Annotated in this window: 19 protein-coding genes; 8 read left to right on the top strand and 11 right to left on the bottom strand. The window is 57.0% G+C overall.

The genetic code is table 11. From position 1 onward, the window contains the following. Positions 1-11: 11 nt before the first annotated feature. From PFY00_RS16015 to PFY00_RS15990, 6 genes are all read right to left on the bottom strand, one after another. Entirely contained in the window at positions 12-1,193 is a 1,182-nt protein-coding gene (locus tag PFY00_RS16015; protein ID WP_271433600.1) for an HlyD family type I secretion periplasmic adaptor subunit, read from the bottom strand. Then, positions 1,193-3,391, bottom strand: coding sequence for an ATP-binding cassette domain-containing protein (locus PFY00_RS16010; RefSeq protein ID WP_271433724.1), 2,199 nt, complete (start codon positions 3,389-3,391; stop codon positions 1,193-1,195). Before PFY00_RS16010 ends, PFY00_RS16015 begins: the two co-directional genes overlap by 1 nt. 20 nt (positions 3,392-3,411) lie before the next feature. After that, the gene (locus PFY00_RS16005; protein WP_271433599.1) at positions 3,412-4,644 is read right to left on the bottom strand and encodes a TolC family protein; all 1,233 of its coding nucleotides are present in this window, start codon (positions 4,642-4,644) and stop codon (positions 3,412-3,414) included. A gap of 166 nt (positions 4,645-4,810) precedes the next feature. Further along, a complete protein-coding gene (locus PFY00_RS16000) occupies positions 4,811-8,611 on the bottom strand; it encodes an Ig-like domain-containing protein (protein WP_271433598.1) in 3,801 nt (1,266 codons plus the stop codon). A gap of 203 nt (positions 8,612-8,814) precedes the next feature. Next, complete coding sequence (locus PFY00_RS15995) at positions 8,815-9,909, bottom strand: Gfo/Idh/MocA family protein (RefSeq protein WP_271433597.1); 1,095 nt, start codon at positions 9,907-9,909, stop codon at positions 8,815-8,817. 12 nt (positions 9,910-9,921) lie between these two features. Beyond that, the gene (locus PFY00_RS15990) at positions 9,922-10,623 is read right to left on the bottom strand and encodes a GntR family transcriptional regulator (RefSeq protein ID WP_271433596.1); all 702 of its coding nucleotides are present in this window, start codon (positions 10,621-10,623) and stop codon (positions 9,922-9,924) included. Positions 10,624-10,713: 90 nt separating this feature from the next. Here PFY00_RS15990 and PFY00_RS15985 point away from each other — a divergent pair, with 90 nt between their 5' ends. The 7 genes from PFY00_RS15985 (at position 10,714) to PFY00_RS15955 (ending at position 17,571) form a co-directional block, all read left to right on the top strand. Next, on the top strand, positions 10,714-11,871 hold the full coding sequence (locus PFY00_RS15985; protein WP_271433595.1) for an LLM class flavin-dependent oxidoreductase: 1,158 nt from the start codon (positions 10,714-10,716) through the stop codon (positions 11,869-11,871). Beyond that, a complete protein-coding gene (locus PFY00_RS15980; RefSeq protein ID WP_271433594.1) occupies positions 11,872-12,759 on the top strand; it encodes an aldo/keto reductase in 888 nt (295 codons plus the stop codon). It abuts the gene before it with no gap. Between the two features lie 9 nt (positions 12,760-12,768). Beyond that, entirely contained in the window at positions 12,769-13,275 is a 507-nt protein-coding gene (locus tag PFY00_RS15975) for a flavin reductase family protein (protein ID WP_271433593.1), read from the top strand. Positions 13,276-13,329: 54 nt separating this feature from the next. Then, on the top strand, positions 13,330-13,989 hold the full coding sequence (locus PFY00_RS15970) for a TRAP transporter small permease (RefSeq protein WP_271433592.1): 660 nt from the start codon (positions 13,330-13,332) through the stop codon (positions 13,987-13,989). Further along, positions 13,989-15,278 (top strand): TRAP transporter large permease, encoded by a 1,290-nt coding sequence (locus tag PFY00_RS15965; protein WP_271433591.1) that lies wholly within the window; start codon positions 13,989-13,991, stop codon positions 15,276-15,278. The genes PFY00_RS15970 and PFY00_RS15965 overlap by 1 nt, the downstream gene beginning before the upstream one ends. A gap of 54 nt (positions 15,279-15,332) precedes the next feature. Continuing rightward, entirely contained in the window at positions 15,333-16,397 is a 1,065-nt protein-coding gene (dctP, locus tag PFY00_RS15960) for a TRAP transporter substrate-binding protein DctP (RefSeq protein ID WP_271433590.1), read from the top strand. 160 nt (positions 16,398-16,557) lie between these two features. Continuing rightward, the gene (locus PFY00_RS15955) at positions 16,558-17,571 is read left to right on the top strand and encodes an HlyD family efflux transporter periplasmic adaptor subunit (protein WP_271433589.1); all 1,014 of its coding nucleotides are present in this window, start codon (positions 16,558-16,560) and stop codon (positions 17,569-17,571) included. A gap of 147 nt (positions 17,572-17,718) precedes the next feature. Here PFY00_RS15955 and PFY00_RS15950 read toward each other — a convergent pair whose 3' ends face one another. Next, positions 17,719-18,114 (bottom strand): tetratricopeptide repeat protein, encoded by a 396-nt coding sequence (locus PFY00_RS15950; RefSeq protein ID WP_271433723.1) that lies wholly within the window; start codon positions 18,112-18,114, stop codon positions 17,719-17,721. A 111-nt stretch (positions 18,115-18,225) separates the two neighbouring features. Here PFY00_RS15950 and PFY00_RS15945 point away from each other — a divergent pair, with 111 nt between their 5' ends. Then, the gene (locus PFY00_RS15945) at positions 18,226-19,512 is read left to right on the top strand and encodes a cytochrome-c peroxidase (RefSeq protein WP_271433588.1); all 1,287 of its coding nucleotides are present in this window, start codon (positions 18,226-18,228) and stop codon (positions 19,510-19,512) included. A gap of 15 nt (positions 19,513-19,527) precedes the next feature. On the opposite strand, the gene PFY00_RS15940 is transcribed toward PFY00_RS15945, so the two are convergent. The 4 genes from PFY00_RS15940 to PFY00_RS15925 all read right to left on the bottom strand — a co-directional run bounded on the left by PFY00_RS15940 (position 19,528) and on the right by PFY00_RS15925 (position 25,839). Further along, complete coding sequence (locus tag PFY00_RS15940; RefSeq protein ID WP_271433587.1) at positions 19,528-19,953, bottom strand: NUDIX hydrolase; 426 nt, start codon at positions 19,951-19,953, stop codon at positions 19,528-19,530. Between the two features lie 182 nt (positions 19,954-20,135). Then, a complete protein-coding gene (locus PFY00_RS15935; protein WP_271433586.1) occupies positions 20,136-21,122 on the bottom strand; it encodes a cyclodeaminase in 987 nt (328 codons plus the stop codon). A 257-nt stretch (positions 21,123-21,379) separates the two neighbouring features. Then, on the bottom strand, positions 21,380-22,183 hold the full coding sequence (locus PFY00_RS15930; protein ID WP_271433585.1) for a sulfotransferase family 2 domain-containing protein: 804 nt from the start codon (positions 22,181-22,183) through the stop codon (positions 21,380-21,382). Then, positions 22,180-25,839, bottom strand: a complete 3,660-nt coding sequence (locus PFY00_RS15925) for an amino acid adenylation domain-containing protein (RefSeq protein WP_271433584.1) — start codon at positions 25,837-25,839, stop codon at positions 22,180-22,182. Before PFY00_RS15925 ends, PFY00_RS15930 begins: the two co-directional genes overlap by 4 nt. Positions 25,840-25,842: the final 3 nt, after the last annotated feature.

Below are 25,842 nucleotides of genomic sequence, written 5' to 3'. Positions count from 1 at the left end.
GTTGTCTGCGTCTACGGCTCCCGGAATGCCTCACGGGATTTGTAGAGCGGCTTCAGCAAGTACTGCAGCACGGTCTTTTCTCCGGTGTGCAACTCGGCCTGAGCCTGCATCCCCGGACGAATTTCGATCATCGCCTGACGATCAGTCATCGACGACATATCAACCCGAATTGAAACACGGTAATGCGGCTGGGCATCCGGGTTTCGCTCGTCCTTGAACGTATCTGCGGAAATTACATCCACCCGCCCTTTGAGCGTACCGTAGATGGTATAGTCATAGGCAGTCAGTTTGATTGTGGCTTCTTGTCCCGGACGAATGTTCGCGATGTTTTCAGGTTTGATCTGCGCTTCGACAAACAGATCCTCGTTCATTGGGATGATCTGAAGGATTTCTTCACCCGGCCGAACAACGCCGCCAATCGTAGTGACGGCCAGCCCATTCACGATGCCATGCATAGGCGAGGTCAAAACTGTCCGGTTCAACTGATCCTGACTGGACTTCAGGTTTTGGCGCAGGGTCGCCAACTCCTTGAGTGTGTCAGAGTATTCTTCGGCCTGCGCCAGCTCTGTCTGCGTTACGATCTCGTCATAAGCCTTGCGGGCATCCGCGTGGGTTTTTCGGGCGCGCGTGACTTCGATCAGGGCAACCACTTTCTTCGACAAGAGCGACTCCATGAGTTCCAGCTCAGATGTCGCTTGGGTCAGGATGCGCTGCGCACCCGCCCGCCGGGATTCATAGTCAGATGTGCGAGCTGCCAAAAGGGCCCGCTCCGAAGCCACCATATCCGGCAAACGCTGCGCCAAAGAGGCGGGGACATCAAAGAACGAAGCCCCCGCCAGTTCGGCCTCGAGCCGCAGGCGGCGGATCTCGAGGGCGGTGATCTGATCGCGCAAATCGTCCACGGATGATTGAAACTGAGTGCCATGCAAACGGGCCAACACGTCGCCACGCATGACTTCGTCACCCTCTTTGACCAGCAGTTCAGTCAGAATGCCCCCTTCGAGGTTCTGAATGATCTGTGGGCGCGATGATGAAATGATCTGGCCTTCGCCGCGTACGATTTCATCAACCCAAGCATAGCTAGCCCAGATGATGAACACCCAGACCGAGGCTGCGCACAGCCAGACCGTCATCGACGGCCCCTTGAGGTCCTGACGCAATTGGGACGCAAGGTTTGTACTGGTTACGGCCATCAGGCTGCTCCTGTTTGAGCGGTACGAAGATGATCAAGAACCTGATCACGTGGCCCGTCGATCGCCATTCGGCCATTCGCCAAGATCAGGGTTCGGGATGCCAGGCTCAGGATCGGAACCCGGTGCGTTGCGATGACAGCGGTTCGGCCCTCCAGCCAGCTTTCCAGACGGGAAATGAGTGTCTTTTCCAATGTCTGATCCAAGGCTGCCGTGGGCTCATCCAACAGGCAGATATCGGGATCCTGAAGCCACAAACGGGCCCAGCCAATGCTCTGGCGCTGACCTACAGACAGGCCTTCGCCACCATCCCGAATTTCCAGATCCAGACCTTTGGGATGCGCTTTGACGTATTGACCGAGACCAGCAAAATCCAAGGCTTCGAACAGCCGGTCGTCGTCACGTTCCAGCATGTTCAGATTGAGATTGTCACGCAGCGTGCCGTGGAACAGGCGTACATCCTGCCCAAGATAGCCAATGCAACGGCGCAGATCGCGCGGGTCGATCTGGCCAATTTCTGTACCATCAATCAACAGCTGCCCGGTTCCCGATGCGTAAAGCCCGGTGAGCAGTTTGAGGAATGTCGATTTCCCAGAACCATTCGCGCCAAGAATCGCCAGGGTTTGCCCCGGTTTGATCGCAAGCTTGGGCAAATCGAGAACGGCGGACGCCTCCGGATCATAGCGATAGCTCACATCTCGCAGTTCGTAGTTCCCCAAGAGCTTTTCGCGGCGCAGATAGGTGCGTTCCTCTGCCCGATCCTGAGCAATATGTGCGATGCCATCCAACCCATCCAGTGCAGCCTTCACATTGCCCCAACGGGCCAGAATGCTGGACAGCTGCGTCAGTGGTGCCAGTGTCCGGGATGACAGAATGCCCACAGCGATAATGGAGCCAACCGTGAATTGACCGGCGAAAACCAGATATGTCCCGGTGATAACCGCAGCCACGTAGGTGCCTTGCTGAACGCCTTGGCTCCAGAAGGTGAGAGTGGCCGCAAGGCGGCGTTGCTGCGACGACTTGAGCGCCTGAACAGCCGTCAACTCTTCCCAATAACGGCGGAACCTGTCTTCGGCACGCTGGGTCTTAATGGTGTCCAGCTCAACGACCGTTTCCTGCAAAAGTCTCGACTGTTTTGCCGTAGCGCCCTGCATCTCCTGCGTCAGGCGGATCATGCGCTTTTGCATAAAAAAGCCTGGGACGACCATCAGCAAGCCACCTGCGATCAAGACCCAGACAACCGATCCTGCGATCGACCAAACAAGCAGGAGAAAGACAAAGATAAACGGAATATCCGCCAAAGCGCCAACCGTGGACGCGGTGAAAAATTCACGGACAGAGCCGAATTCCCGCATGGAAGAGAAAAGCTGCGAAGGCGAACGCCCGGGCAGGTCAGAACGCATGCCCAGCAGACGATCCATCAGGGTTGTTTGCACGCCCAGTTCAATCTGGCGTCCAGCACCATCGAGCAATTGGGAACGCGCAATCTTGAGAAACGCTTCGAGCAAAAGCGCGATGCCAGCACCAGCTGCCAAGACCCACAGGGTGGCAGTGGATTGGTGCGGGATCACGCGGTCGTAGACCTGCAAAGAGAACAAGGCCACTGAAACAGCCAACAGGTTTGCGACGAAGGAACCCAGCGCGACCTCACCGAAATGGCGTTTGAAACGGCCAAACTGCCCCCAGAACCAATGGGTCTTGGCATTGATGCCAGCATGGTTTTCGGACAGCATTTTTACCGGTGCTTCAGCGTGCAACAAGGTGCCGCTGAAATAAGGTGAAAACTCTGCAATGCCGACCTCGGATTTACGATCCGTACCGGTCTCATCATAGATCGTCAGCCCACCTGCCTCTTGCGAGAGCACAAGGACGGCCTGACCGTTGTTCATAAGAGCAATCGCAGGCCAGAGCGATGGTGACAGTCCCTCGGGCTCGCGCACCTCTGCGACCAGCCCGGCAGCTTCGAGACCCGCTTTCATCGCGTCAGAGTCGAAGCTGTCATCTTCGCCGCGCCGCTGCGCCAAGGCCTCCAGCACATCAGAGTTTTTGGCATCCACACCCAGTCTGCCAGCCAACACGCGGATCAGATCTGCCCGTGCTTTCGCCCGCTCAGAATTTCTGGGCGCGCGCTTCACGACATTTGCGGGCTGAACTTTGGTTGGGACTGCGCGCAGAACGGCCTGCCGTGCACGGCCTGCCATCTGGAGAATGGGTGCCGAGGTCAAATCTTTGCTCCCTCAGCCAAACCACCTTTCAGGCGGGCCAATTCCAATTCAGCTCTGGCAGCTTTGAACCGAAGCTCGATCTCGGTTTCCAGTGCGGATGCGTAGGTCTCATAGACGCCGACCACATCCATGGCCTGACGCTGCCCGCCCTCATACTGCGCGCGAAACAAGTCCAGGTTTTGCTTGGCGGAAGCCGTCAGGCTTTTCGCCTCGGTTGCTTGTCTTCGGTATGCCTCAAGCTGGCGCGACTGCGCCGCGATCTTGCGGCTGGCGTCCTCTGCGGCTTCAGCCACACGGCGCTCAGCGATTTCCTTGGTTGCCTCGATGGCCTGAAACTCGGCCATCGTGCCAAAACCAAAGAGTGAATCTGTCGTCACTTCAACGCCCATCGCACCGTTGGTGCTGGCATTGGCGGACAATCCGGGCAAATGGCTTGCGCGGGAAATCCGTGCCTCAGCCATCGCGCGGTCACGTTCGGCGCGTGCGCGGATCACACCCAGCGCTTCGGCCTGAACAGAAGACTTCAAACCACCGATGCCGCGCAGGTCGTCCATCGGACGGGCAGACATCGCGTTCAGTTCTGCAATCGCTGTAATCGTTGCTTCTTGGGCTTCACCAGCCCGGGCACGGATCGATGCCAGCTTTTGCTTTAGAACGTTGAGGTCAGACATGTTGGACACGCCGCCATTCACGCGTTCCTGCATCACCCATTCAAAGTGCGCCATTTCCTTGAGGCCACTGTTGAGATGCGTCCGCAAAACGCGGTTTTCCTCTGCCTTCAGGTACAAGGACAGGGCTTGGTAGACGCGTTCGTTTCCGTCTTCGACCAACGTGACCGCCGCCATTTCGACATTGGCCTTTGCCAGATCGCGCTCGGCAATCTTGCGCCCGTTGTCAAAGATGACTTGTTGCAGCACCAGATCGGCGACGAAGGTTCCGAGCGAGTTCAATGAAACCGACGGCCCGATCTTGGGAAGCCAATTGTATTTGGCGGCCTGCTCGCGCAGTCGGGCGACTTTCAGTTCGGCCTCGGCCACGCGGCTATCAGATGCAATGACGGCCTCGGCTACCCGGCTGTACGGCGTGCCAGAGACCAACACCGAAGGCCGGTGTTGCAAGGTCTTGATGATTTCGGATGCGTCAGATGGGCGGGACACCGCCTTTTGAGCTTTGGGCTCGGCATCAGATGCCACGCCTACCTCGGGCTGAGCGCCCAAGAATCGCGACACCGTGCCTTCCCCGGCACCATTACTCATACATCCGGGTAAAATCGCCAACATAGCGATGATACCCAGGCTCCGCCTGCTCATACTCATTTCGGCCCCCGCAACGGCTCGTTTATATTTATCGGGATCCGGGGCCCGGTTCAGCCGGGCCTCCGGACGGTACTCAGTATTAGACGACGCCGGTGTTTACCCAGACATCTTCGTCAATCAGGACAGTGGCATCGCCCAGAGTAAAGGCGTTGTAGGTATTGCCGTCCTGCGTGGCCGTCCCGGCGCGTTCTGCACCAGTGATGGTCACTGTATCGTCACTGCCACCCTCAATCACGAGGACATCCGTCGTGGAGGAGAGCGCGGTGATCTGGTCTTCTGTGATCGTCAATTCACTGTCTTCTGCGAAATGCAGATCGATTGTTTCGATCTGGAATTCAGACAGTGCGTTGGCGATGCCATCGCTCATTGCGACTGTGTTGCTTGATGGATCATCTGTAACCAACAAGGCACCTGATGTGTTGCCCGCAGCATCGGTCGAGGTGACCACAAGCTGCGTGCCATCAGACACGGCCTCAGAGAAATTGTAGTAGGTCGGCCCGCCGTTCGGGATGGTGAACTGGCTTTCAATGTCCACATCAACGACGTTCGCCGTCGCGCCTTCCACCAGCTGGCTGATGGTCACCGGATCTGCTGTTGTTTCAATGCGGAGTTCATCCACACCTGTGCCATCCCGGCCATAGCCAACCCAGTCCAGCGCCCCGGGCGCTTCTGTGTCGTATTCGACCGTTTGCGTTTCAACCCGGACGTTGCCCGCCGCATCGGTGGCTTCCATCACAATGGTCGCTTCACCGTCGCCTGTTGGCATGGCTTCTGGCGGAATATCCACCGTCCACGAACCATCCGCCGCAACTGTCGCCGCGTGAACCATACCGCCGAAGGTGATGTTCACGGACGAGCCACTTTCAACCTGACCAGTCAGGGTCATGCCGGCCTGGGCTTCTTCGGCGTTGATGACATTGTCGCCACCTGCCAGCCCATCGGCATTGTCCAGCGAAAGTACGCGGACAACCGTGTCGACTTCGAGTTGAGTTGTGGTTTCCGCTTCGTTGCCGACCGCATCAACCGTGACGATCTGTACATCAACAGTGGTTTCACCGTCCGGCAACTCGCCGCTGTCCAGAACGATCGACCAGTTCCCGTTGCTATCCACATCCGCCGTGCGAGACATGCCGCCAACGATAACCTCGACAGTACCGCCTGGTTCTGTGGTGCCGGTCAGCGTGACGCCTGCGCCGCGTTCAACGTTGTTGATGACGTTGTCTGCCGTGACAGGATCAGCGCTTACGCCAAACCCAACAACTTCGGTATCAACCTGAACCGAGTCGGTGCGGGTCAGAACGTTGCCCGCGCTGTCGGTAATTGTCGCTGTGATTTCAGCAAGATACGTACCCTGCTCGACTTCCGCAGCCGAGAATGGTGCCTGCCAGATGCCGTTCGCTCCGGTCTGAACCGTGTGCGAGACACCGTTCATCGTGACGACAACCATTTGACCGGGGTTCGATGTACCGGTCAGAACCACACCGTCAGAGGCTTCGTCGTAGTTTACGATATCATCGCCTTCGACCGGCGCGGGGCTGATTGTCAGAATACCGGCGTCGGTATCAAAACGCACATCCTGCGAGACCTGATCCACGTTGCCTGCGGCATCCGTGGCCGTTGCTGTCATCGTGAAGGTGTCTTCTCCGGATGGCAGCTGCGCCGCGCTGAATACAGCGGTCCAGGACCCATCGGCCGCGACCACTGCGTTGACGCTGGCCCCTGCCAAGGAAACCACAACAGAGCTGCCGGGTTCGACCTGCCCCGTCAAAGTCAGACCCTGATCGGCTTCGGCGCGGTTGACTACCTGATCGGCGCCGCCCGGCGTCGAAGTGATGTCCAGATCACGAACCAGCGTATCCACATCCAACGAACCGTTGGCCGTTGCCATGTTGCCTGCGGCATCTGTCGCGATAGCCGTGACATCCAGCGTTTGCTCGCCGGTTGGGATTTCCGCTGCGCTAAAGTCTGCGGACCATGCACCGTTGGCACCTGCGGTCACCGTGTGGGTCACCGTGCCAAGCGTGACTTCGACCACAGCACCAGCCTGCGCTGTGCCTGTCAGTGTCACACCGTCGGAATGTTCGTCAAAGTTGACCACGCCATCCTGTTCAACAGTGGCCGTGACAACGCTGACCGACGTTTCGGTGTCGATCTGGATGCTGCCAGAGGCCGTCGCCGTGTTGCCCGCCGCGTCAGTAGACGTCGCGGATACAGCAAGGCTGGTCTCGCCCTCGGGAATGAGAGCCGTTGGGATCGTAATGGTCCAGATACCGTCGGCGCCAACAACTGTGTTGATGACAGTTCCGGCGACGGTGACAGCAACAGCTGCACCGGCTTCGCCTTGGCCAGACAATTGGACGCCATCACTACGTTCCGTGTTGTTCACCACTCCGTCGCCGGTGACATTGCCGGTTTCGACGGTCAGCGAAGCTTCGGTATCCACATTGAACGTATGCGTTGTGACGGCACTGTTGCCCGCAATATCGGTCGATGTGATGGTCGCTGTGGTCTCGTACGTACCAGCGGCAAGATCACCACTGCCGAAGACCACGCTCCATGCGCCATCTGCACCGGCAACGGCTGTCTGGCTGGCTCCGTCGATTTCAACAACCACAGTTGCGCCTGCTTCAGCGGTGCCGCTCAGGGTCACACCGGCATTGTATTCGCCATCGCTGACAAGGTTGTCACCGGTCAACGGGGCGTTTGTCAGCGAAACTTCAGTTACCGTGTCGATCGAAATCGTGTCCGTGACTGTCGTCGTATTTCCAAAGCTGTCAGTTGACGTGAGCGTCACATCGACAGTGTATTCACCTTCCGGCAGTACCGTTTCGTCAAAGGTGAACGACCAGCCGCCGCCCTCGGCAACCGTGATCGTTTCAGAATGCTCACCCACGGTGATGGTCAGGGTTGCACCCGCCTCACCCATACCAGACACGGTCACGCCGCCTTCATGGCTAACCGCGTTAAACATATCTCCAACGCTGACAGTGCCTTCGCTGGTTTCAATGATTGGTGGTGTCGTATCGATTTCGAACGTTGGACCGTCCAGTTCGGTCACGGTACCATCCGGGTCCGTAACAATCACTGTAACGTCTTCGTAAACGCCGTCTTCGGGGAAATCATCACCCTCAAAGACCACATCCCAGATGCGGTCATCGCCCGCCGTTCCGGTAACCGTGGTGTCGCCGATAATAACGTCAACCTGGGAACCGGGGTTGGCCGTACCAGTGACGGTGATGCTGGGATCGTCGCCACCGCCAATTTCAAGTTCTGCGTCGGGGTCATCAACGGTCGGAGCAACCCAGTTGTTGCCGCCGCCACCGCCGCCACCGCCGGAGCCGGAACCATTGCCACCAAGCGCAGCCAAACCGGCAAGACCTGCAGCGCCTGCGAGGCCAGCCATGCTTGCGCCACCAGCGCCGAGAAGACCGATGCCAGCGCCCAGCATGCTGACGTCTTCGTCAGCGCCTGCGATATAGGCATCCGCCACAACTCTTGGTTCGTCGAGGAAGATCAACTCGTCCGACGGGCTCCATTTGCCCCATGTCTCGGTCGGCCCGTACTGGGCAAAGAGAGAGCCACCATCCGTTTCAACGAAGCTCACCTCGTTGAGAATACCGTCAGAGCTCAGGAACAGGCGGTTCTCGCCGTCCGGACCTGCATCGAAGTAGCCTTCGAGCACAATTACACGACCATCGGCCAGAGTAATCAACAGGTCGCTGCCTGCGCGATCATAGCTGCGCAGATCAGACTGATTGATATTTAGGGATATGTCGTTTCCGGAGCCAGCATCGATCAGGAAATCCTGATTTTCACCACCTACAGAACCACGCTTAACTGTACCCGTACGGGTACGGACCACGAAATCGATCGCGTTCATAATAACACCGCTCTACCTCTACGACAGCCTGTTTTGGTCGGCCGTCTTTTTTTGCTCTGTTTGCGAGTTACCGCAATTCTGCCCCATTCGCTAGAATTAAATTGTGGTTTGCGCCAAATGCGGCGCTTTTCCCCCCAAAAGGCACCAGATCAGCCACCGAATAAGGCAGAATTGTGGCACAGAAGACTCAGTTAACGCGCCCGTTAAAGGGTAATCATTTGTCCTGTCGCGGCCGATTTTTGGGCCGCCAGCCCCATGCGAACAGCCCAAGCGCCGTCATCCAAAGTCACCTCTGTATCCGCTTCGCCGCGCACAACGGACAGAAATCTCTGGTGTTGATAAAAGGTAGAACCGTTGTGATCGCCCGCCTCCAGCAATGCCGGGTCGACGGGGATCTCAACAGTTTGCGGTCCCTTCGGCTGGCGCGGGCTGACGATGACCTGAGCAGTCGGCGGAACACCCAAATGGGTTGGCCAGAACCGACCCGGCCCCGGAACAAAGGCTTCGATTTTTCCAGAGGGCCCGACAGCCGAAAGCTCTTCCTGAAACTTTGAGCCCTCGGCGTACATGCACAGCTCCAACATAGCGCGCGCGCCGCTCGCAAAGTCGACAATCACATAAGCGCTGTCCCAAATATCCGGAGTCTCGCCTGCGTATGTCTCGTCAAGATGGTTCACTTCCTGCCCGGCACTCGCCATCACCCGCACAGGATCGGACTGCAATGCCAAACGCATGAGATCAAAGAAGTGGCAGCACTTCTCCACCAGCGTGCCACCGGTGTTCCGGTTGAAACGGTTCCAGTCGCCAACTTTAGGCAGGAAAGGAAAGCGATGTTCCCGAATAGTCAGCATCTTGACCTCACCGGTCGCACGGCTGAGTTGCTCAAGGAACGTGGCAACAGGTGGCATGTAGCGATATTCCATCGCCACCCACACGGGCGCAGGATAGCTGGCCTTCAAGGCGTCCAACTGCTTGCTTTGCGCTTCGGATGTATAAAGCGGTTTTTCCATCAGAACCGGCAAGGGCCGAATGGATGCGATCTCCGCCAATTGATCGACATGCATATGATTGGGGCTGACGACCAGCAAACAATCCAAGGACTCTTCTGAAAGAAGATCCGCAATTGACGAGGCCAGTCGAGCATTTGGCGCAATCGCCTTGGCAGCATTCGCCATAAGCTCGTTAGGCTCGTAAATCGCACCGACCCGGGCCCCGGGCAGCAAGGCGATGTTTCGCAAATGCTCTTGGCCCATCATGCCACAGCCAATGACACCATAAGTGATGATATCTTTGCTCACAGGTTTATTCCTTCATGCGATCCGCGCCACATAGGTGGCCAGATTGGTGTCTATCCAGTTTCGAGATACTTCGGCACGCGTTCCATCCTGAGACCAGCTGATACGCGTTGCCATGACTGTTTGGGTATTCGGCCGCAGACCAAAAGACGGCGGAGCCCAATCCGGAACCGGCGCCATGCCCAACCGATCCTCGGCCCGGGTAATCCAAAGCCCCAAAGCCTCGCGATAGTAGAGGTACAGCGACTCGGACATGTCCTGGGGCGTAATGGCATCGGCATAGCTGGCATCCAGCCAGATTTCCTCCAAGACAGCCGGTTTACCGCCAAGACTACGCAAACGCCGAATACAATGTGCGTCGGGAGCGGTTCCAAAAGTCGGAAGGTCTTTGTCTTTGGTGCGCTTTTCAACGGACAACAATTCAGCCGTTGGCAATCCACCCCCTTCCAGCAGTTCGACCCGAAAGAAGGCATAGACGGATTTCGCGTCTGTCCGGGCGCGAATGTAGTTTCCCGAACCCTGCACCCGTTCAAGCATTCGCTTTTCAGTTAGATCAGCAAGCGCCCGCCTGAGTGTGCCAACCGAGATTCCCAGATTTTCCGCCATGATTCTCTCTGGTGGCAGCCGCTCTCCATCAACCAGACGCCCGGCATGAATGTCCCGGATCAGCATTTCGCTAATCTGGATATGGAGTGGCAAGGCGTGTGGATCGGCCATGGACGAGAACCAAAAAGAGAATTGATACACTATTGATCTACATCAAGCGTGGTGCTACGCAATAGAAAAGTCGCACTCGAAAGGCATCTTATGACCATCGTGCCCATCACCTCCCCGGATCTGGACGGAGTCGAAGTGTCGTGGTTTTCGGCACTGTGTTCGGATGACTACGAATTCCTGGGTGTTCCCGATGGCAAGCTCCGCTCCAGCTGGGCGCATTGTTCTTCGATCGTGCAGGAAGCGGAAAACCAAGGCTTCAGAAACATCCTGTGCCCGTCCTCTTATCAGGTCGGACAAGACACCTTGAGTTTCGTCGCTGGCTGCGCGCCGATCACGGACAAGATCAATCTGCTTGCTGCGGTTCGCTGTGGTGAAATGCAGCCAATCATGCTGGCCCGCACAGTCGCTACGTTGGATCACATGCTGGAAGGCCGACTGACTGTGAACATCATCAGTTCAGATTTCCCCGGCCAGAAAGAACCCTCGCCCTTCCGATACCAGCGGTCGCGCGAAGTGGTCGAGATTCTCAAACAGGCGTGGACACAGGACCAGATCACTTACAAGGGCGAGGTCTATGACTTTTCCGACGGCCTGACGACCGACCCCGCCCGCCCCTATCAAACCGGCGGCCCGCTTCTCTATTTTGGTGGATACAGCCCTGACGCTCTCGAACTGTGCGGCCAGCACTGCGACGTCTATCTGATGTGGCCCGAGACCAAGGACATGCTGGCAGAGCGTATGCGCGCGGTGAACGCGGTCGCCGAAAAATACGAGCGCACTCTGGATTACGGACTTCGGGTCCATGTGATTGTACGCGACACCGAAAACGAAGCGCGCGAATACGCTCAGCATCTGGTTAGCAAGCTGAACGACGACCAAGGAACCGCGATCCGCGAACGGGCCCTTGATTCGAGTTCACTGGGTGTGTCGCATCAGGCAAAAAACCGGGAACTTGCGGACATGGAGGGTTTCATCGAACCCAACCTTTGGACCGGAGTTGGCCGCGCACGATCCGGATGCGGCGCTGCGCTGGTTGGTTCGACCGATCAGGTTTTGAGCGCGCTGGAAGACTATCAAAAGATGGGCATTCGCGCCTTCATCCTGTCTGGTTATCCACACATTGATGAATGCCGCCATTTCGGCAGCCGCGTGCTGCCTCAGATGAAAACCGTACAACTGAACGAAGCATATGGCCGCAAGCCGGGCGCGACACCGTTGACCCCGCTTGGCGCAGGAGAACGACGCTAAATGGACCGCATCACACTGAATGACGCCCTCGAAGTCAGCCGCCTTGTTTATGGCATGTGGCGTCTTGGCGACGACACGGACACCAGCGCAGACCATGTCCGCAACAAGATTGCGGCCTGCCTGGATCAGGGCATCACAACGATGGACCAGGCAGACATCTATGGTGGCTATGAGGCCGAAGAGGTTCTGGGCAACGCGATGACGTCCGAGATCCGCAACAAGATCGAGATCGTCACCAAATGCGATATCGTTGCGCCGGTTGGCCGATATGCCGATGCGCGCGTCAAGTATTACGATACATCGCGCGCACACATTTTGGCGTCCGTGGACCATTCTCTGCGCCTTATGAAGATTGACCATATTGATCTGTTGCTGATCCATCGCCCGGATCCGCTGATGGATCACCATGAAACCGGCGCTGCCCTGGATGAGGTCGTGGCCAGCGGCAAGGTTCGCGCGGTGGGCGTTTCGAATTTCCGCCCATATGACTGGGATCTGCTACAGTCAGCTATGAACACCAAACTGGCGACGAACCAGATTGAAATGAGCCTGCTGTGTCACGAACCCTTTGTGAACGGCGATCTTGCGCACCTTCAGCGCCTTGGCGTGTCACCAATGGCATGGTCCCCCTTGGGCGGCGGAGCGCTGTTCGATGGATCAAATGCTGGCCTGCGCTCCAAGCTTCAATCAATTGGCAAAGCCGCTGGCGTAGAAGATTCAGCCGTTGCCATCGCTTGGCTATTGGCCCACCCCGCAAACATTCTACCTGTCCTCGGCACCAATAATCTGGACCGGATTGCCAGCATCAGCGATGCTGCAAAGGTCCAAATGGACCGGGAGACATGGTTTGAACTTTACACCGAAGCGCTTGGCCGCGAAGTCGCTTGAGGCCACACAATGAACGCCCAACCACAAAGTTTTGATCCAGCCGAGGCCGATCCCCGCGCATTCCGCGAGGCATTGGGTCGGTTCGGAACGGGCGTGACGGTTATCACCTGCAATACGCCGACGGGCCCAATGGGGATCACGGCCAACAGCTTTGCGTCTGTTTCGCTGGATCCGCCGCTGGTGTTGTGGTCCCCGGCGAAAGGCAGTTCGCGCTATCCATTTTTCATGGCCGCCAAACACTTTGCCGTTCATGTCATGGGCGACGAACAGTTTGGACTGTGTGGCGGTTTCGCCCGGTCTGGCAATGCCTTTGACGACTGCGACTGGGAGACCAGTGATGCTGGAGTGCCTTTGCTAAATGGTTGCCTGTCCCGCTTTGAGTGCGAGACCACAGCGACCCACGATGCGGGCGACCATTCAATTATTGTTGCGCGGGTGTCCCGTGTGACCACACGGCAGGGTGATCCCCTGCTGTTCTTCGGTGGAAAATACGGAGGTTTCACCGAAACGACATAAGCCGCGCCCAAGTAAAACAGAAAACAGGGCGCAAAAACGGGAGGAGGACGGCCGATGGCCGCATTGCTGATGCTTTTGCGTCCCTTGCAATGGTTCAACGACGTAGTGCTGCGCTTTGGGCGTCGGTTTGCAACCGTCGCCATTGGGCTGATGGTGGTTGCCATTCTGGTGCAGGTCTTTTTTCGCTATGTCCTGAACAATGCGTTGCCATGGCCCGAGGAACTGGCCCGTTTTCTCATGTTGTGGATGACAGGGATGATCGCGCCGCTGGCCTATCGCCGGGGCGGTTTCGTGGCGATCGACATGCTCGAGGCGGCCTTGCCCAAACGCGTCGCGGCGCTGCTCGGCCTTGCTCTTCTGAGCCTTTCACTGATCGTGCTGATCGTGGCTACGCAGCTTGGGTACAAACATGTCTTCTCGGGTTGCCTGTTCAAAAGCTCAACCCTGTGGGTTCCGTTCAAGTTTGAATTCAACATGCCAATCCCTTTGACGGATTTGAACCTGACCCTTTGCACGCGCAAACCCGGGATCGGTTTTGAATTTGGCTGGACCAAGATGCCACTGGCTTTGTCCTTCCTGTCTCTGTGGATCGGCGTTTGGCTGCTTTTGGCGGTGAACATCGAACTCATTTTGCGCGCCGTGGTTACTTTGATGGGCGGAGAAGACCGCCTGCGTCCGCAAATGGATGCAGATCTTCCGGTAGGAGCTGACTGATGCTTGTATGGTTCCTTCCCCTGTTCCTCGTCTTTTTGATGATCGGTTTGCCGGTCTTCTTTGGTCTGCTGGCCGCGCCCGGTATCCTGCTGTTTCTGAACGGTCAGGAACGCGAACTCTCGCTGCTCTATCGCAATGTCTACAACGGCATGGACAGCTTTCCGCTGATGGCGATCCCCTTCTTCATGCTGGCCGGCGAACTCATGAACCGCGGCGGGATCACCGAGCGTCTTGTTGAGTTTTCCCAAGCCATGATGGGGCACCTGCGCGGCGGGCTGGCCCACGTGAACGTACTGTCTTCGATGCTGTTTGCAGGGCTGTCCGGGTCGGCTGTCGCCGATACTTCCGCGCTTGGATCCATGTTGATCCCCGCGATGGAAAAAGAAGGCTACAGCCGCCGTTTTGCGGCTGCGATCACCGCGGCCTCGTCGGTGATCGGCCCGATTATTCCGCCCTCGGGCATCATGATTATCTACGCCTATGTGATGGGTGAAAGCGTTGCTGCGCTGTTCCTGGCGGGCATCGTACCCGGCATCATGGTTGGCGTGGGACTGATGGTCATGGTCAAGTTCATGGCCGACAAATACGACTTCCCGGCTTCCCGCTCCAAGGCGACATGGGGCGAACGCGGGCAGGCCAGCCTGAAGGCATTCTTCCCGCTGCTGACGCCGGTCATTATTCTAGGGGGCATTCTGGGCGGTGTCTTCACCCCAACAGAAGCCGCCGCGGTTGCTGCCGCCTATGCCATCGTGGTCGGCATGTTCATTCTGGGTACTCTCAAGACCCGTGACCTGCCGGACGTTCTGATGCGTGCGGCGATGACCTCGGCAGTGGTGCTGCTTTTGGTAGGGGCCGCCATGGCCTTCAAGACAGTGGTATCGCTGTCCCATGCACCGGAACAGTTGGCCGAATTCATTCTGTCACTGTCTGAAAATCCGCTGGTCCTGTTGTTCCTGATCAACCTGCTGCTTTTCATAGTCGGCATGTTCCTCGATGCCGGGCCAGCGATCATCATTCTGGGGCCAATCCTCGGGCCGATCTTCACCAGTCTTGGCGTCGATCCAATTCATTTCGCGATCATCATGTCGGTGAACCTGACTGTTGGCCTGGCAACACCGCCAATGGGGCTGGTGCTGTTCGTTGCCAGTTCGGTCAGTGGCGAAAAGGTTGAATCCATCTCCAAGGCAATCCTGCCGTTCCTCGCAGTCGAGATCATCGTGATCTTCCTCATCACCTTTATTCCGGAAATTTCCATGACCATTCCGCGCCTTACCGGTTTCGCAGAATAATCCGCCGGGCTCCGGCCCATAACCGACCTAAACGAAAAGCTCAGGGAGAACCAAATGCTCAAAGGTCTAATCAAAGCGTCCATGACAGCGGCGCTTCTGGCAGGCAGCGCCATCGCTGCTTCGGCACAGGAATTCACAATCCGCGCCACGGCCAACTCGAATGAAAACGACGAAGACTATGACGGTCTGATCGTTTTCAAAAACTACGTTGAAGCGGCCTCCAACGGCGCAATCGGCGTGGAACTCTTCATCGGCACACAGCTTTGCTCGAACGGCACCGAGTGCCTTCAGGGCATCGCGGACGGCTCGATCGATGTCTACATCTCCACCTCCGGTGGTGCTGCTGGCATCTTCCCCTTCGTTCAGGTTCTGGATCTTCCTTACCTGATGGCAGATGACCGTGTGGCCGAAGCAGTTCTGGCAGGCGGCACCGACTTCATGAAAACCATGCAGTCCATGACACTGGAAGCATCCGGTGACGCGATCCGCCTGATGACCGTTGGCAACACCGGCGGCTGGCGCAACTTTGCCAACACGCAGCGCCGTGTGGCGTCGCCCGGCGACATGGAAGGCCTGAAGATCCGGACTGTTGTTGCCGATCTTCCACAGGAACTGGTCAAGGCACTGGGTGCCTCCCCGACCCCGATTCCATGGCCTGAACTGTTCACCAGCTTCCAGACTGGTGTTGTCGAAGGTTCCAAAAACGGCATCACCGACATCATGAACATGAAGTTCCCAGAAGCTGGTCTGCAGTATGTAACCCTTGATGGCCACGCGTACATGGGCGCTCTGTGGTTCATGAACAACGAAAAGTTCATGGGCATGCCAGATGACATGAAGCGCGTCGTTGTTGACGGTTTCTACCAGCTGCAGCAGGCTACCTTTGCTTCGCCAAAGCGCAAGTCGATCCAGGCCTACGAAGATTTCGTAGCCGGTGGCGGCGATCTCTATGTTCCAAGCCCTGCGGAAAAGGCAGCTTTCAAAGAAGCGGCTGCGCCTGTGTTTGACTGGTTCAAGAGCAACGTCGATGGCGGCGCAAAGATCTTTGACGCCATGAGCGCCGAAGTTTCGAAGGTCGAAGCCATGATCGAAGCGGCACGCGCTGCTGACATGCAGTAAGGCCTACTTGGCAAATCGAACAAAGACGAGGCGCGGTTCATCCGCGCCTCGTTGCATTTCCGGCATGGTCATTTGGTCATTCCGAGATACCTGATGGGTTATCAAAACCGGTTTGTGATGTATGTTTTCTCAAAGGCCGCACCAAAACAGGGATCCAGCGATGCATGTAACGGCAAGAACGGTTTCAAGAACAGCATTGGCCTTGGCGTTGTGTATCGGCACTGCGCAAACGGCTTTTTCGCAGGTCCGCACCACGCCTGATGGCAATACCATCTATCTGGGAACAGTCCGGGCCAGTAATATGCATGCGTTGTCCTACGGCGCGCGCGGCTGCATTCAAACCCTGTCCGAAGAGGCAAAGCGTGCACAAATGGCGCAGGCCGGTCAGGAGCTTGTACGTCTAGACGATCAGTCAGCGGTGCTGGCGATGCGCACCGCCGAAGCCCGCGTTCTCGATCTGGAGGCCGCACTGGCTGAGCGGCAACTAGCGGTGGATGCCGCTGTCGCGGATGATGTGCGCCGAAAGAAAGAGCTGGATTTCGTCGGGGACGAATTCAAACGCAACAGCACCCTGTTCCGCCGCGGCCTGATCAATGAGACAACACTTGAAGGCGTAGAGCGCCGGATCATGGATGCCGAATTCGCGGCTGAACGCGCGCAAGAGGCGATTGCCAGTGCTCGCTCGGCCAAGACGCGGGCAGAGATCGCATTGGAAATTGGCAAGCTTGATCTACAGGCCGCCGAAAACACGCTGCAGGATCTCTTCCTCACCACGCCGTTTGACGGCGTTCTTGTGAACTTTGACGAAAATGTCGGTGACTGTGTGCAAGAGGGCGAGCTGGCTGCCCAAATCTATGCACCGCATGAAAAAGCCGTGGATATCTTTGTCCCGATCTCAGAGCTTTCCGACGAAACGGAACGCGGGATATCTCTGGGTGCCGAGGTCACAATACTGCGCAGCAACGGTGCCACCTGTTCCGGGCTCGTAACCCGTGTCGATACCGAAGCCGATCTGGAAAGCCAGTTCGTTTCAGCAAGCATCGACATCGCACAGGAGTGTGCACCCGACCTGTTTTTGAATGAAGCCGTCGAAGTCGGAGTCGGATTAGACCGTGCTGATGCTGGCGAAGGCCTTGGGTATCCTGCCCGGGACCACGCCGCAGCCGACCAATAAAGACTGGCTCACTCCCGGATGAAAACCGGACAATAAGAACCAATGACCCAAGATAATCCAAACCGTTTCACTGATGGAAACAATGGCCACCGCGCGGCGGCTGGGCGGTGGTGTTCACAGTTGCGTGATCACGCGGCGCGATTAGACTTAGCGGAATGGATACATCCATACTCGATAGTCATTTACCAATTGGTTCGCATGCTCAATTTCATCAGGCGTCATTTTTTTGATCACTTCTTCTTGGCTGATAGCAGCGTCGGGATCGCCTCCGATTGCGCTAAGCACATACCACATATAGGCCCGCACAAGATCCGGCGACGGCATACCCAAGCCAACCTCATAGTACCAACCAACACCGGACTGAGCGCCAGGATGCCCTTTCATGGCACTGCGCAAATACCAGTCAAAGGCACGAACATGATCCTGCTCCACACCGAGGCCCAGCGCGTACATGACACCGATCAGCTCTTCGGCATCGGCATTTCCAGCGCGCGCAAGAGGCCAGAAAGCGTCTTTGGCTTCGGCAAATCGACCTTCCTCCATCAGGTCGCGCGCATCTTCCAACGCGTCCGCTTTCAAAAGCCCTGCAGGCAGCACAAGAGACACAGCCAACAAGGCAATTGGCAAAAAAGACTGGCATGTGCCGCGCATGTCTTGATCCTTTTGTTTTCCCTGCCCGGCCCCATTCAGGCCGAGACGATAAAGCCAGAAGACTTTCTGACATTTGATGCCAAACAAGCAAAGCTGGGTCAGCTTTTGTTCTATGATAAGATCCTGTCAGGCAACCGCAATATCAGTTGTGGCACCTGTCACCATCACAGTCTGCACGGAACCGATGGCGTGAGCCTTGGCATCGGTGAAGGTGGGATCGGGCTAGGCACAAAACGGGTATCCGAAGACGGAACAAACAGGATCATCAAACGCATCCCGCGCAACGCGCCCGGATTGTGGAATCTCGGCCACCGCGATGTGAAGAATGTTTTTCACGATGGTCGCATTTCCGTGTCCGATGTCTATGGAAACGGGTTCGACACCCCCGCGGAAGAATGGCTGCCGAAAGGATTGACCTCGATCATAGCTGCCCAAGCTCTTTTCCCGATGACCTCTGGCGCCGAGATGGCTGGAACACACGCGGAAAACGAAGTCGCAGGTGCCCTGAAGGACCGTATCGACAAAGGATGGCCAATCATTGCCAAACGGGTTCGAACAATCCCGGAATACGGTGCGTTGTTTGTCGACAGTTTTGAACACATCAACAAACCCGAGGACGTCACGATTGTCGAAATCGGTAACGCAATCGCAGCCTTTATCGGCTCTGAGTGGCAAAGCTACGACAGCCCCTATGACGAATGGCTGACCAAGGGCACTCCGCTGCCAGAGGCTGCCGATCGTGGGCGGAAGCTGTTCTTTGGAAAGGCGAATTGCGCACAATGTCACAATGGGCCGCTTTTCACGGATCAAGGTTTCTATGCGATTGGACTCCCAGCTTTCGGCCCGGGACGTACCAGAAAGTTCGACCCCATCCCCCGTGATGTCGGACGGATGGGCGCAACGGACCAGCTCGAAGATGCATATCGGTTCAGCACGCCAACGCTTCGTAACGTGGCATTGACCGGCCCCTACGGACACAACGGCGCCTACAGTGATCTGAGCGATATGATCCGGCACATGGCCGATCCAGTCACTGCCCGCGAGCAATGGACACGAAACAAGCCAACGCTGCCCAATGTCCCGTGGCTGCAAAAGGCTGATTTCATCATTCAGGAAGACCGTTTGGAGATGGCCAGGCAGGCACGCGTATTGGATGTGGTCCCCGTGGCCTTGTCCGACGCAGAAGTCGCTGACATTGAGGCCTTTTTACATGCGCTGACAGGCAAGACAGCAGCAACGCGCCCCATGGGCAGGCCGGACAAGGTTCCGAGCGGTCTGCAAGTCGACTAATCCATAAAGGTGGCCTTATGAGGCCATCTTTAGCAAATTTCGAATGATCGGGCGTTTCTTGGGCTTGTCTTGCAAGCTCTTGAGCATATCCGAAAGTTCCTGTTCATCGACCCGCTTGGCCGCGCCTTTTGGTGAAAACCATTTGCGCTTTCGCTGCTTGCGCTCTTTCCAATCCCTCTTCAGCTTTTCAACGATCATCGGAAAAACGCGTACTTCGCAGGGAATGATGCGGCCATCATCGAGCGTCTTGGGGTATCGGTATGTACCGATGCATTCCTTGGAAATGTAACCCTTGGCGCCCGCCTCTTCGAGCGCCTCGATCTCGGCGGCGCGCCACGGTTTCTTGCCGTCCATTTCCCAGCCTTTGGGCATGACCCAACGGCCCGATCCCCGGGACGTCACCATCAGGATTTTCAGCTTGCCATCTTCATCCCAGCGCATAGGCAGCGCTGCTATCTGCTCACCAACTTTGGGCATATTTGATACCTTCTTTGCCTTGATAATGGCATCAATGCTTTAAAACTTAAAGGTATCTGGGAAAAATCCCTTTTATCCTGTTTCTTTTTTAGACTCTTTTCGACAACCTTCGGGACCGAAAAGTCGATTAAACCCTCTGAAGTTATTCAGGCGGCGACGATTGTCCCAGCGCTGCCCAGCTGACGGTACACGTGGTTCGCGATGGCCGTGTCCTGTGCGCCGGTGCCTGTCAAATCGCAGATAGTGATCGCCTCTTCTGTTTCCCGGCCCGGATGGCGGCCCGTGATGATGTCGCCCAGTTCCGGAGGCTGAACATCCAGCATTTCACCAGCCGCACGCGCAGCGGAAAGTTCGCCAGCGATTTCGCATTGGCTGACGCGGTCACAGACATAAAGATCCGCCGACGCGAGCGCATCAGCGGCGATTTCGTTTTTTCCAGTCTGGTCAGATCCTACGGCGGTAATATGCAAGCCCGGATGCAGCCAAGCTGATTTGACAAGGGGCGTTTTGCTGGGGGTCGTGGTAACAACCAATTGCGATTCACGCACCACGTCACCGGCACTGGTCATGACTTCGACCTCGACGTCCAGATCACGGCCCAGATCCGCCGCGCAGGCGGCGGCTTTGGCAGTGTCACGGCCATGTACCAAAAGCCGTTTGTATGGCCTGACCAGATGCGCAGCGCGCATCTGCAACCTAGCCTGAACACCGGTTCCAATGACACCAGCGGTCTCGACCTCTTCGATCGCCATATGGCGTGCAGCCACGGCGCCGGCTGCCGCTGTCCGCAAGTCGGTCAGATACCCGTTGTCCAGAAAAACCGCTTCCACCAAACCTGTTTTGGCCGAGAACAGGATCATCAGGCCATTCAAACTTGGCAAGCCGAGCTTTGGATTGTCGAAAAAGCCCGGAGAAACCTTGATCGCAAAACTGTCAAACCCCGGCAGGTAGGCGGTTTTGACATCAACCTCGCCATTGGCGTCCGGAATATCCATAGACAGGATTGGGGGCATGACCACATCGCCCGTGGCCAGTGTTGCAAATGCCTTTTCGATAACATCCACAGTTTCAATGTTCAGCCCTGCCACGCGCCGCAGATCAGATTCAGTCACGATTTGAATATCATTGGGCATGATCACGCTTTCTTACTCGCACCGGGGGTCAGAAAATACATTTTCTGATCCAACACATTACAGTCACGGTCGGCAGTGTGCGTTTCCGCCAAAGTGGTTGGCTGAAACATTAGTTTTCCTTCCCCGAAGCACAGAAAGACGCCTGTTGGCGCGCTCGTCGTGCGAATTTGCGCACTATAGCGCCAACTTCGCGCAAAACCCAAGGAACCACTCTGTATGCAATGCCGAAACAGCGAAACGGTATTGCCCGAACGCGCTTATTGTTCGGATAGTTTCGCGGGTTCGCTGTAGCCAAAAGCCTCGGCTTCGCGTTGGAACAGCTGTCCGACGATATCTGCCAGCTCAGCAGTGTAGACGGCAGCGTTCTTTTGTTGTCCGGACGCATCTGTCTTGCGCTTCTTGGCCCGGGGCAACCATCCGTCCCATGCCACTCCAAGGTCAGACAGAACAGCATTTAACTGGACTTGCATGTCTTCAAAGCGGATCACATCGTCCACCGCAAATTGATCATCAATGGTGTAAAGAGGCCAGTTATCAGGTTCGCCGGGCACAATCCCACCCAGCCGATCCCCATCGCGGATGGCTTTGACGAACTGCTCGAAACTGGGCGGCTGATCTGTATCACGTGTTCGCCAGTGGTAGTCTGAAATGACTTTGTCCCAAGGGTTTCGGACAACACAGAATTTTCGATATTCCCGCCATTCGGTGGGAAAGGCATCGGCAATCGCGGATGCACGCGCGTGATAGGGATAGTCCCCCAGAATATCCTTGTACCGCCGATGGATCAGCTTGCGGGCCCGTTCTGCCCGGCGTTCAGACCCCAGCATGCCCGACAAATGCAACCGATCTTCGATCCGTTTTGCGCCAGCCCGGTCATGCAGTTGCAATGCTTCGCGCATGACCCGACGTGTATAGGCTATCCCGGCTTGGTGCGTTTCCTTCAGGCCGCTCAATTGCAGGTCGTCCGGTCCCAAATCCCGGGCCAACGACACACTGATCGAGCTGCCCGCGGTCTTGCGACAATGAAGAAAGATATACCGATGCTTGTGGCTGAGGATCACGTGCCCGACCCTCTGGTCAACGACGCAATGGCATGCTGCATCAGTTGTTCAGTCAGCGCATGCATCCCCGGACCGGGAGACATATGGTTGATATTCAGGAACAAATCGGCGCCCAGACGCAATTGCTCAGGGCGAACAACACGAACATCTGCCTCAGCTTCGCAACGCGCCAATGCGTCTTCCAGCAACCCACCCCCGACATGACCCTCAGCGAGCGGATGCACCCATCCCAATACAGGCGAACCCAGAGCGCATAGCGTTTGGGTTGCAGCAATCCAATGATCGACGGCTTTGGCATCAAACGCTGTTTCACCGCGATAAACAGAGGCGATTTCGTGATCTCTTTCACGCTCCCACAGCGGCTTTTTCTTTTTGGTCGGCGCGCCTTGGCGCGCCGCAAGCGTACCATGCAAACCAGAATCCCAGTCTAGTTCGGTTCCGCCCGATTTGGGCCGGTGCAATGTACCCGGTGCCGCATGAAATACGGCCTCGTCCAGCTCCACATCGCCCTTTGGCGGCACAACCGAAAGCAAGACAGGATCAAATTCGTGCAGGATCGCCCCAATATTCGCATTGCCCGCGAGGCCCGCGATGTGTTCGGCCATTCTGGCCAACCCGGCAGACGTCAGCGCCGGCAGACCAACATTTAACACGCGCACCGGCAATCCGGCCGTTTTCGCGACGCCTTCACCAAAAGCACTGTGAACGCCGCGCATCGTTCCGGATGAACCGAACGCCAATATAGTCTGAGGCTCAGATTTCGAGAACACGCTTGGCGCCGCAGCCAGAAAGGCGATGGCCCGGTTCGCTCGGACCATCCGCTCCTCGGGAATGGCTGCCAAGGCCGCATTTGCGTCGACGCCGCGCTCCAGATTGTCCACCAATTCGTCGAAACGCAGATTGGCGAGCAGGGCAACGCGGGTTTCGTCGAGCGCAACGCCAAAGTCTTCGGAAATCACAATGGTCAGATTGACAAAGTCGAGGCTGTCCAATCCAGCCATCAGCAGATTATCAGCCGTGCGGACTTCGTCCTCGGACAGAGTCGGTTTGATCTGCAGGATCGCCGCCATAACCTTGGAATCGAAACCATCACCCACCGGGGCCTCTCTGGCGTCGATCTGCGCGGCGATGGCTTTGGCTATGGCCTGCCGATCCACCTTCCCGCTCGCATTGGTTGGGAACGCGGCCAAACCAAAAAGCGTTGATGGGATCATGTAGTCAGGCAGCTGTTCCTGAATAGCGTTTCGATCCAATCGCGGATTGGACTGATCCGTCTGAACCGCCGCCACAACATGGGTTGCTGTCACTTCACCGGGTGGCCAGGTCAGGGCGACAACCTCGGCCCCGTTCATTTGACCTCGCAGCACGGTTTCAATTTCGCCCAACTCCACCCGGTAGCCGCGGATCTTTGCCTGAAAATCCCTGCGCCCGTGAAAATGCAAAACATCGCCATTGCGTGAAGCAAGATCGCCGGTGTCGTAGAACCGTTCTGAGCGCCCCGGCAGTGTCACAAAGGCCGCCGCAGTTTTTTCAGGATCATTGAGATAGCCAGCGGCGACCTGAGGACCGCCAAGGTACAAGGCCCCTATTTCGCCATCTGGTTTTTCCGTTCCGTCTTCACCGATGACCAAAGCGGTCATGTTCCGAAACGGCATTCCGATTGGAACCACGCCATCCCCCGCGTCCCTTGCTATATCGTGACGCAGGCACGCAATGGTGGCCTCGGTCGGCCCGTACCAGTTCTCTGCACGGGCCTTCGGGGCGGCCAACATCCAATCCCTTGCCACGTCGCTTGGCAGGGCTTCTCCACAGAACAATGCGCATCGCAGGCTGGCAAACGCGCCGGGCTGCAAAGCGCCAGTCCGACGTGCGGTGGCAGCCAATGTCGGTACCGAAAACCACTGCGTGATCTGCTCACGCTCAAGATAAGCGCCCGGCGCCGCCAAATCTTCGGCGGACGGGACACAGAGGGCAGCGCCGCTCGACCACGCAACAAACAGATCATGCACAGACAAATCAAACGTTAGATCAAAGGTTTGGGAGAACCGATCCTGCGGTTTTGGTTGCAGGATGCGCAACGCGTTATCCAAATAGGCCCCAAGGTTTGACTGGCTGATTGCAACCCCCTTGGGAATACCCGTCGACCCAGAGGTAAAGAGGATGTAGGCGTCGTCCTGTTGCCTTGCCCGTGCAGGCATCCATCCGTCAGGCACGTCGCTTTGTGGGGCATCTGGCAGGTAGAGTGGCGCGACACTGGTCCCTTCGACCAAACGTTCGATCGCATCAGAAAACCGATCTGCCCCCAGAATGCAAACAGCGCCCGACCGAGCAAGGATGTCGCGATTGCGAGCATCCGGGAACCGGCAGTTGATTGGCACATACGTGCCCCCGGCCAAAATCGTTGCCAGTATCCCGATGTAAGAAGACGCATGCCGAGCAGCGTAGACCGCCACGACGGGTTTCGGCCCTGGCAGTCGTGCAGCCAGAGCTGCCGCAGCGCCAAACAACCTGTCGTAAGTCCACGTCTCGCCAGCGATGCTCAGGGCTAGGCCGTCGGGGTTTTGGCTGGCAGCGGTCGTCAGGCGCGTCGCAAGGTCCGGCACCTGCTGGCCCGGCTCAAGCTGCGCAGTTGATCGCCCCGCATAAGACAATGCGATGGGCGCGGCCTGTTTATCCAAAGCAGCATGATGCTTGCTGTTCGCGACGGTGAAAAACGGTGTCCACGCTTTGTTGGCGCGTCGTTCAAACGGTTCGGTCAGCGATGGCCAAACCAATGAGAACCGGCTTGTCTCCTTGGCAAAGTCACGGCGATATCCCAGCCGGTCCATCAAGGGGCCCAACATCGCTTCGACTGCACGGATTTGGCGGCGCGTCAGACTCTTGCGGTACTTGTTAAAGTTTCCGGACATGACCGGTTTGGCCAGGTTCTTCCATGCATCCTTTCGGGCAGAAAAATCCTGAACGTTGTCCCTCTGGTGAAATTCCAGCATCTCAGGTGCAAAGGGCAGCCCCGCAAAAGCGCACAGATCGCGCAGAACACCCTCAGGGTCCGCGACGAGATCTTCGTAACGTTGGAAAAACACCCGGTCCGGCCCAAAATGACCCAGCATCCGAAGCCCGAACCGCTGGTCAGCTGACCAAATCTGCATTGCATTTCTGAACGATCCGAACTTGTTCCCGAACCGGCCCGACTTCAGCGCGACTGCCGAGGCCAGATAGTCCCGCGGATCGCGGGTTTGAAAAACGAAGCGCGCATCCGGAAAGGCATCGATGATCTGGCCAGCCGCTTCGTGCAGTTCGTTTTCTTTGACCATAACCAGCGTTGCGCCGGTTTGTTCTGCAATCCCGTCATAGAGCGCACGCATCATGTTGCGCGGCGTGAACGGTTCGACCTGTTCGACCCCGTTGGCAATTTCGTCTGCCTGATCTGCCGGGAACTGTTTGTGCAGGCTCGTCCGAACCAGATCCAGCATCCGGTTGGCGACAGCACTGTCGCGCTGCCCAAAATCCATCGCATCCGCGCGGGCAATCACGTCGCGGATCAGGTGCAATGGTTGCGGCGCGGCAATCTGCGGATGCGCATCCATCATGGCCCGGATCAAATTTGATCCAGAACGCTCGGAACAGATCAGGAAAAGAACAGGTTTCTGTTTCATTTC

The sequence above is a fragment of the Thalassococcus lentus genome, assembly GCF_028023555.1.
GTDB classification, from domain to species: domain Bacteria; phylum Pseudomonadota; class Alphaproteobacteria; order Rhodobacterales; family Rhodobacteraceae; genus Thalassococcus_A; species Thalassococcus_A lentus.
Note: the sequence above shows the minus strand (reverse complement) of the source record. Positions and strands in the feature narration are given on the sequence as shown.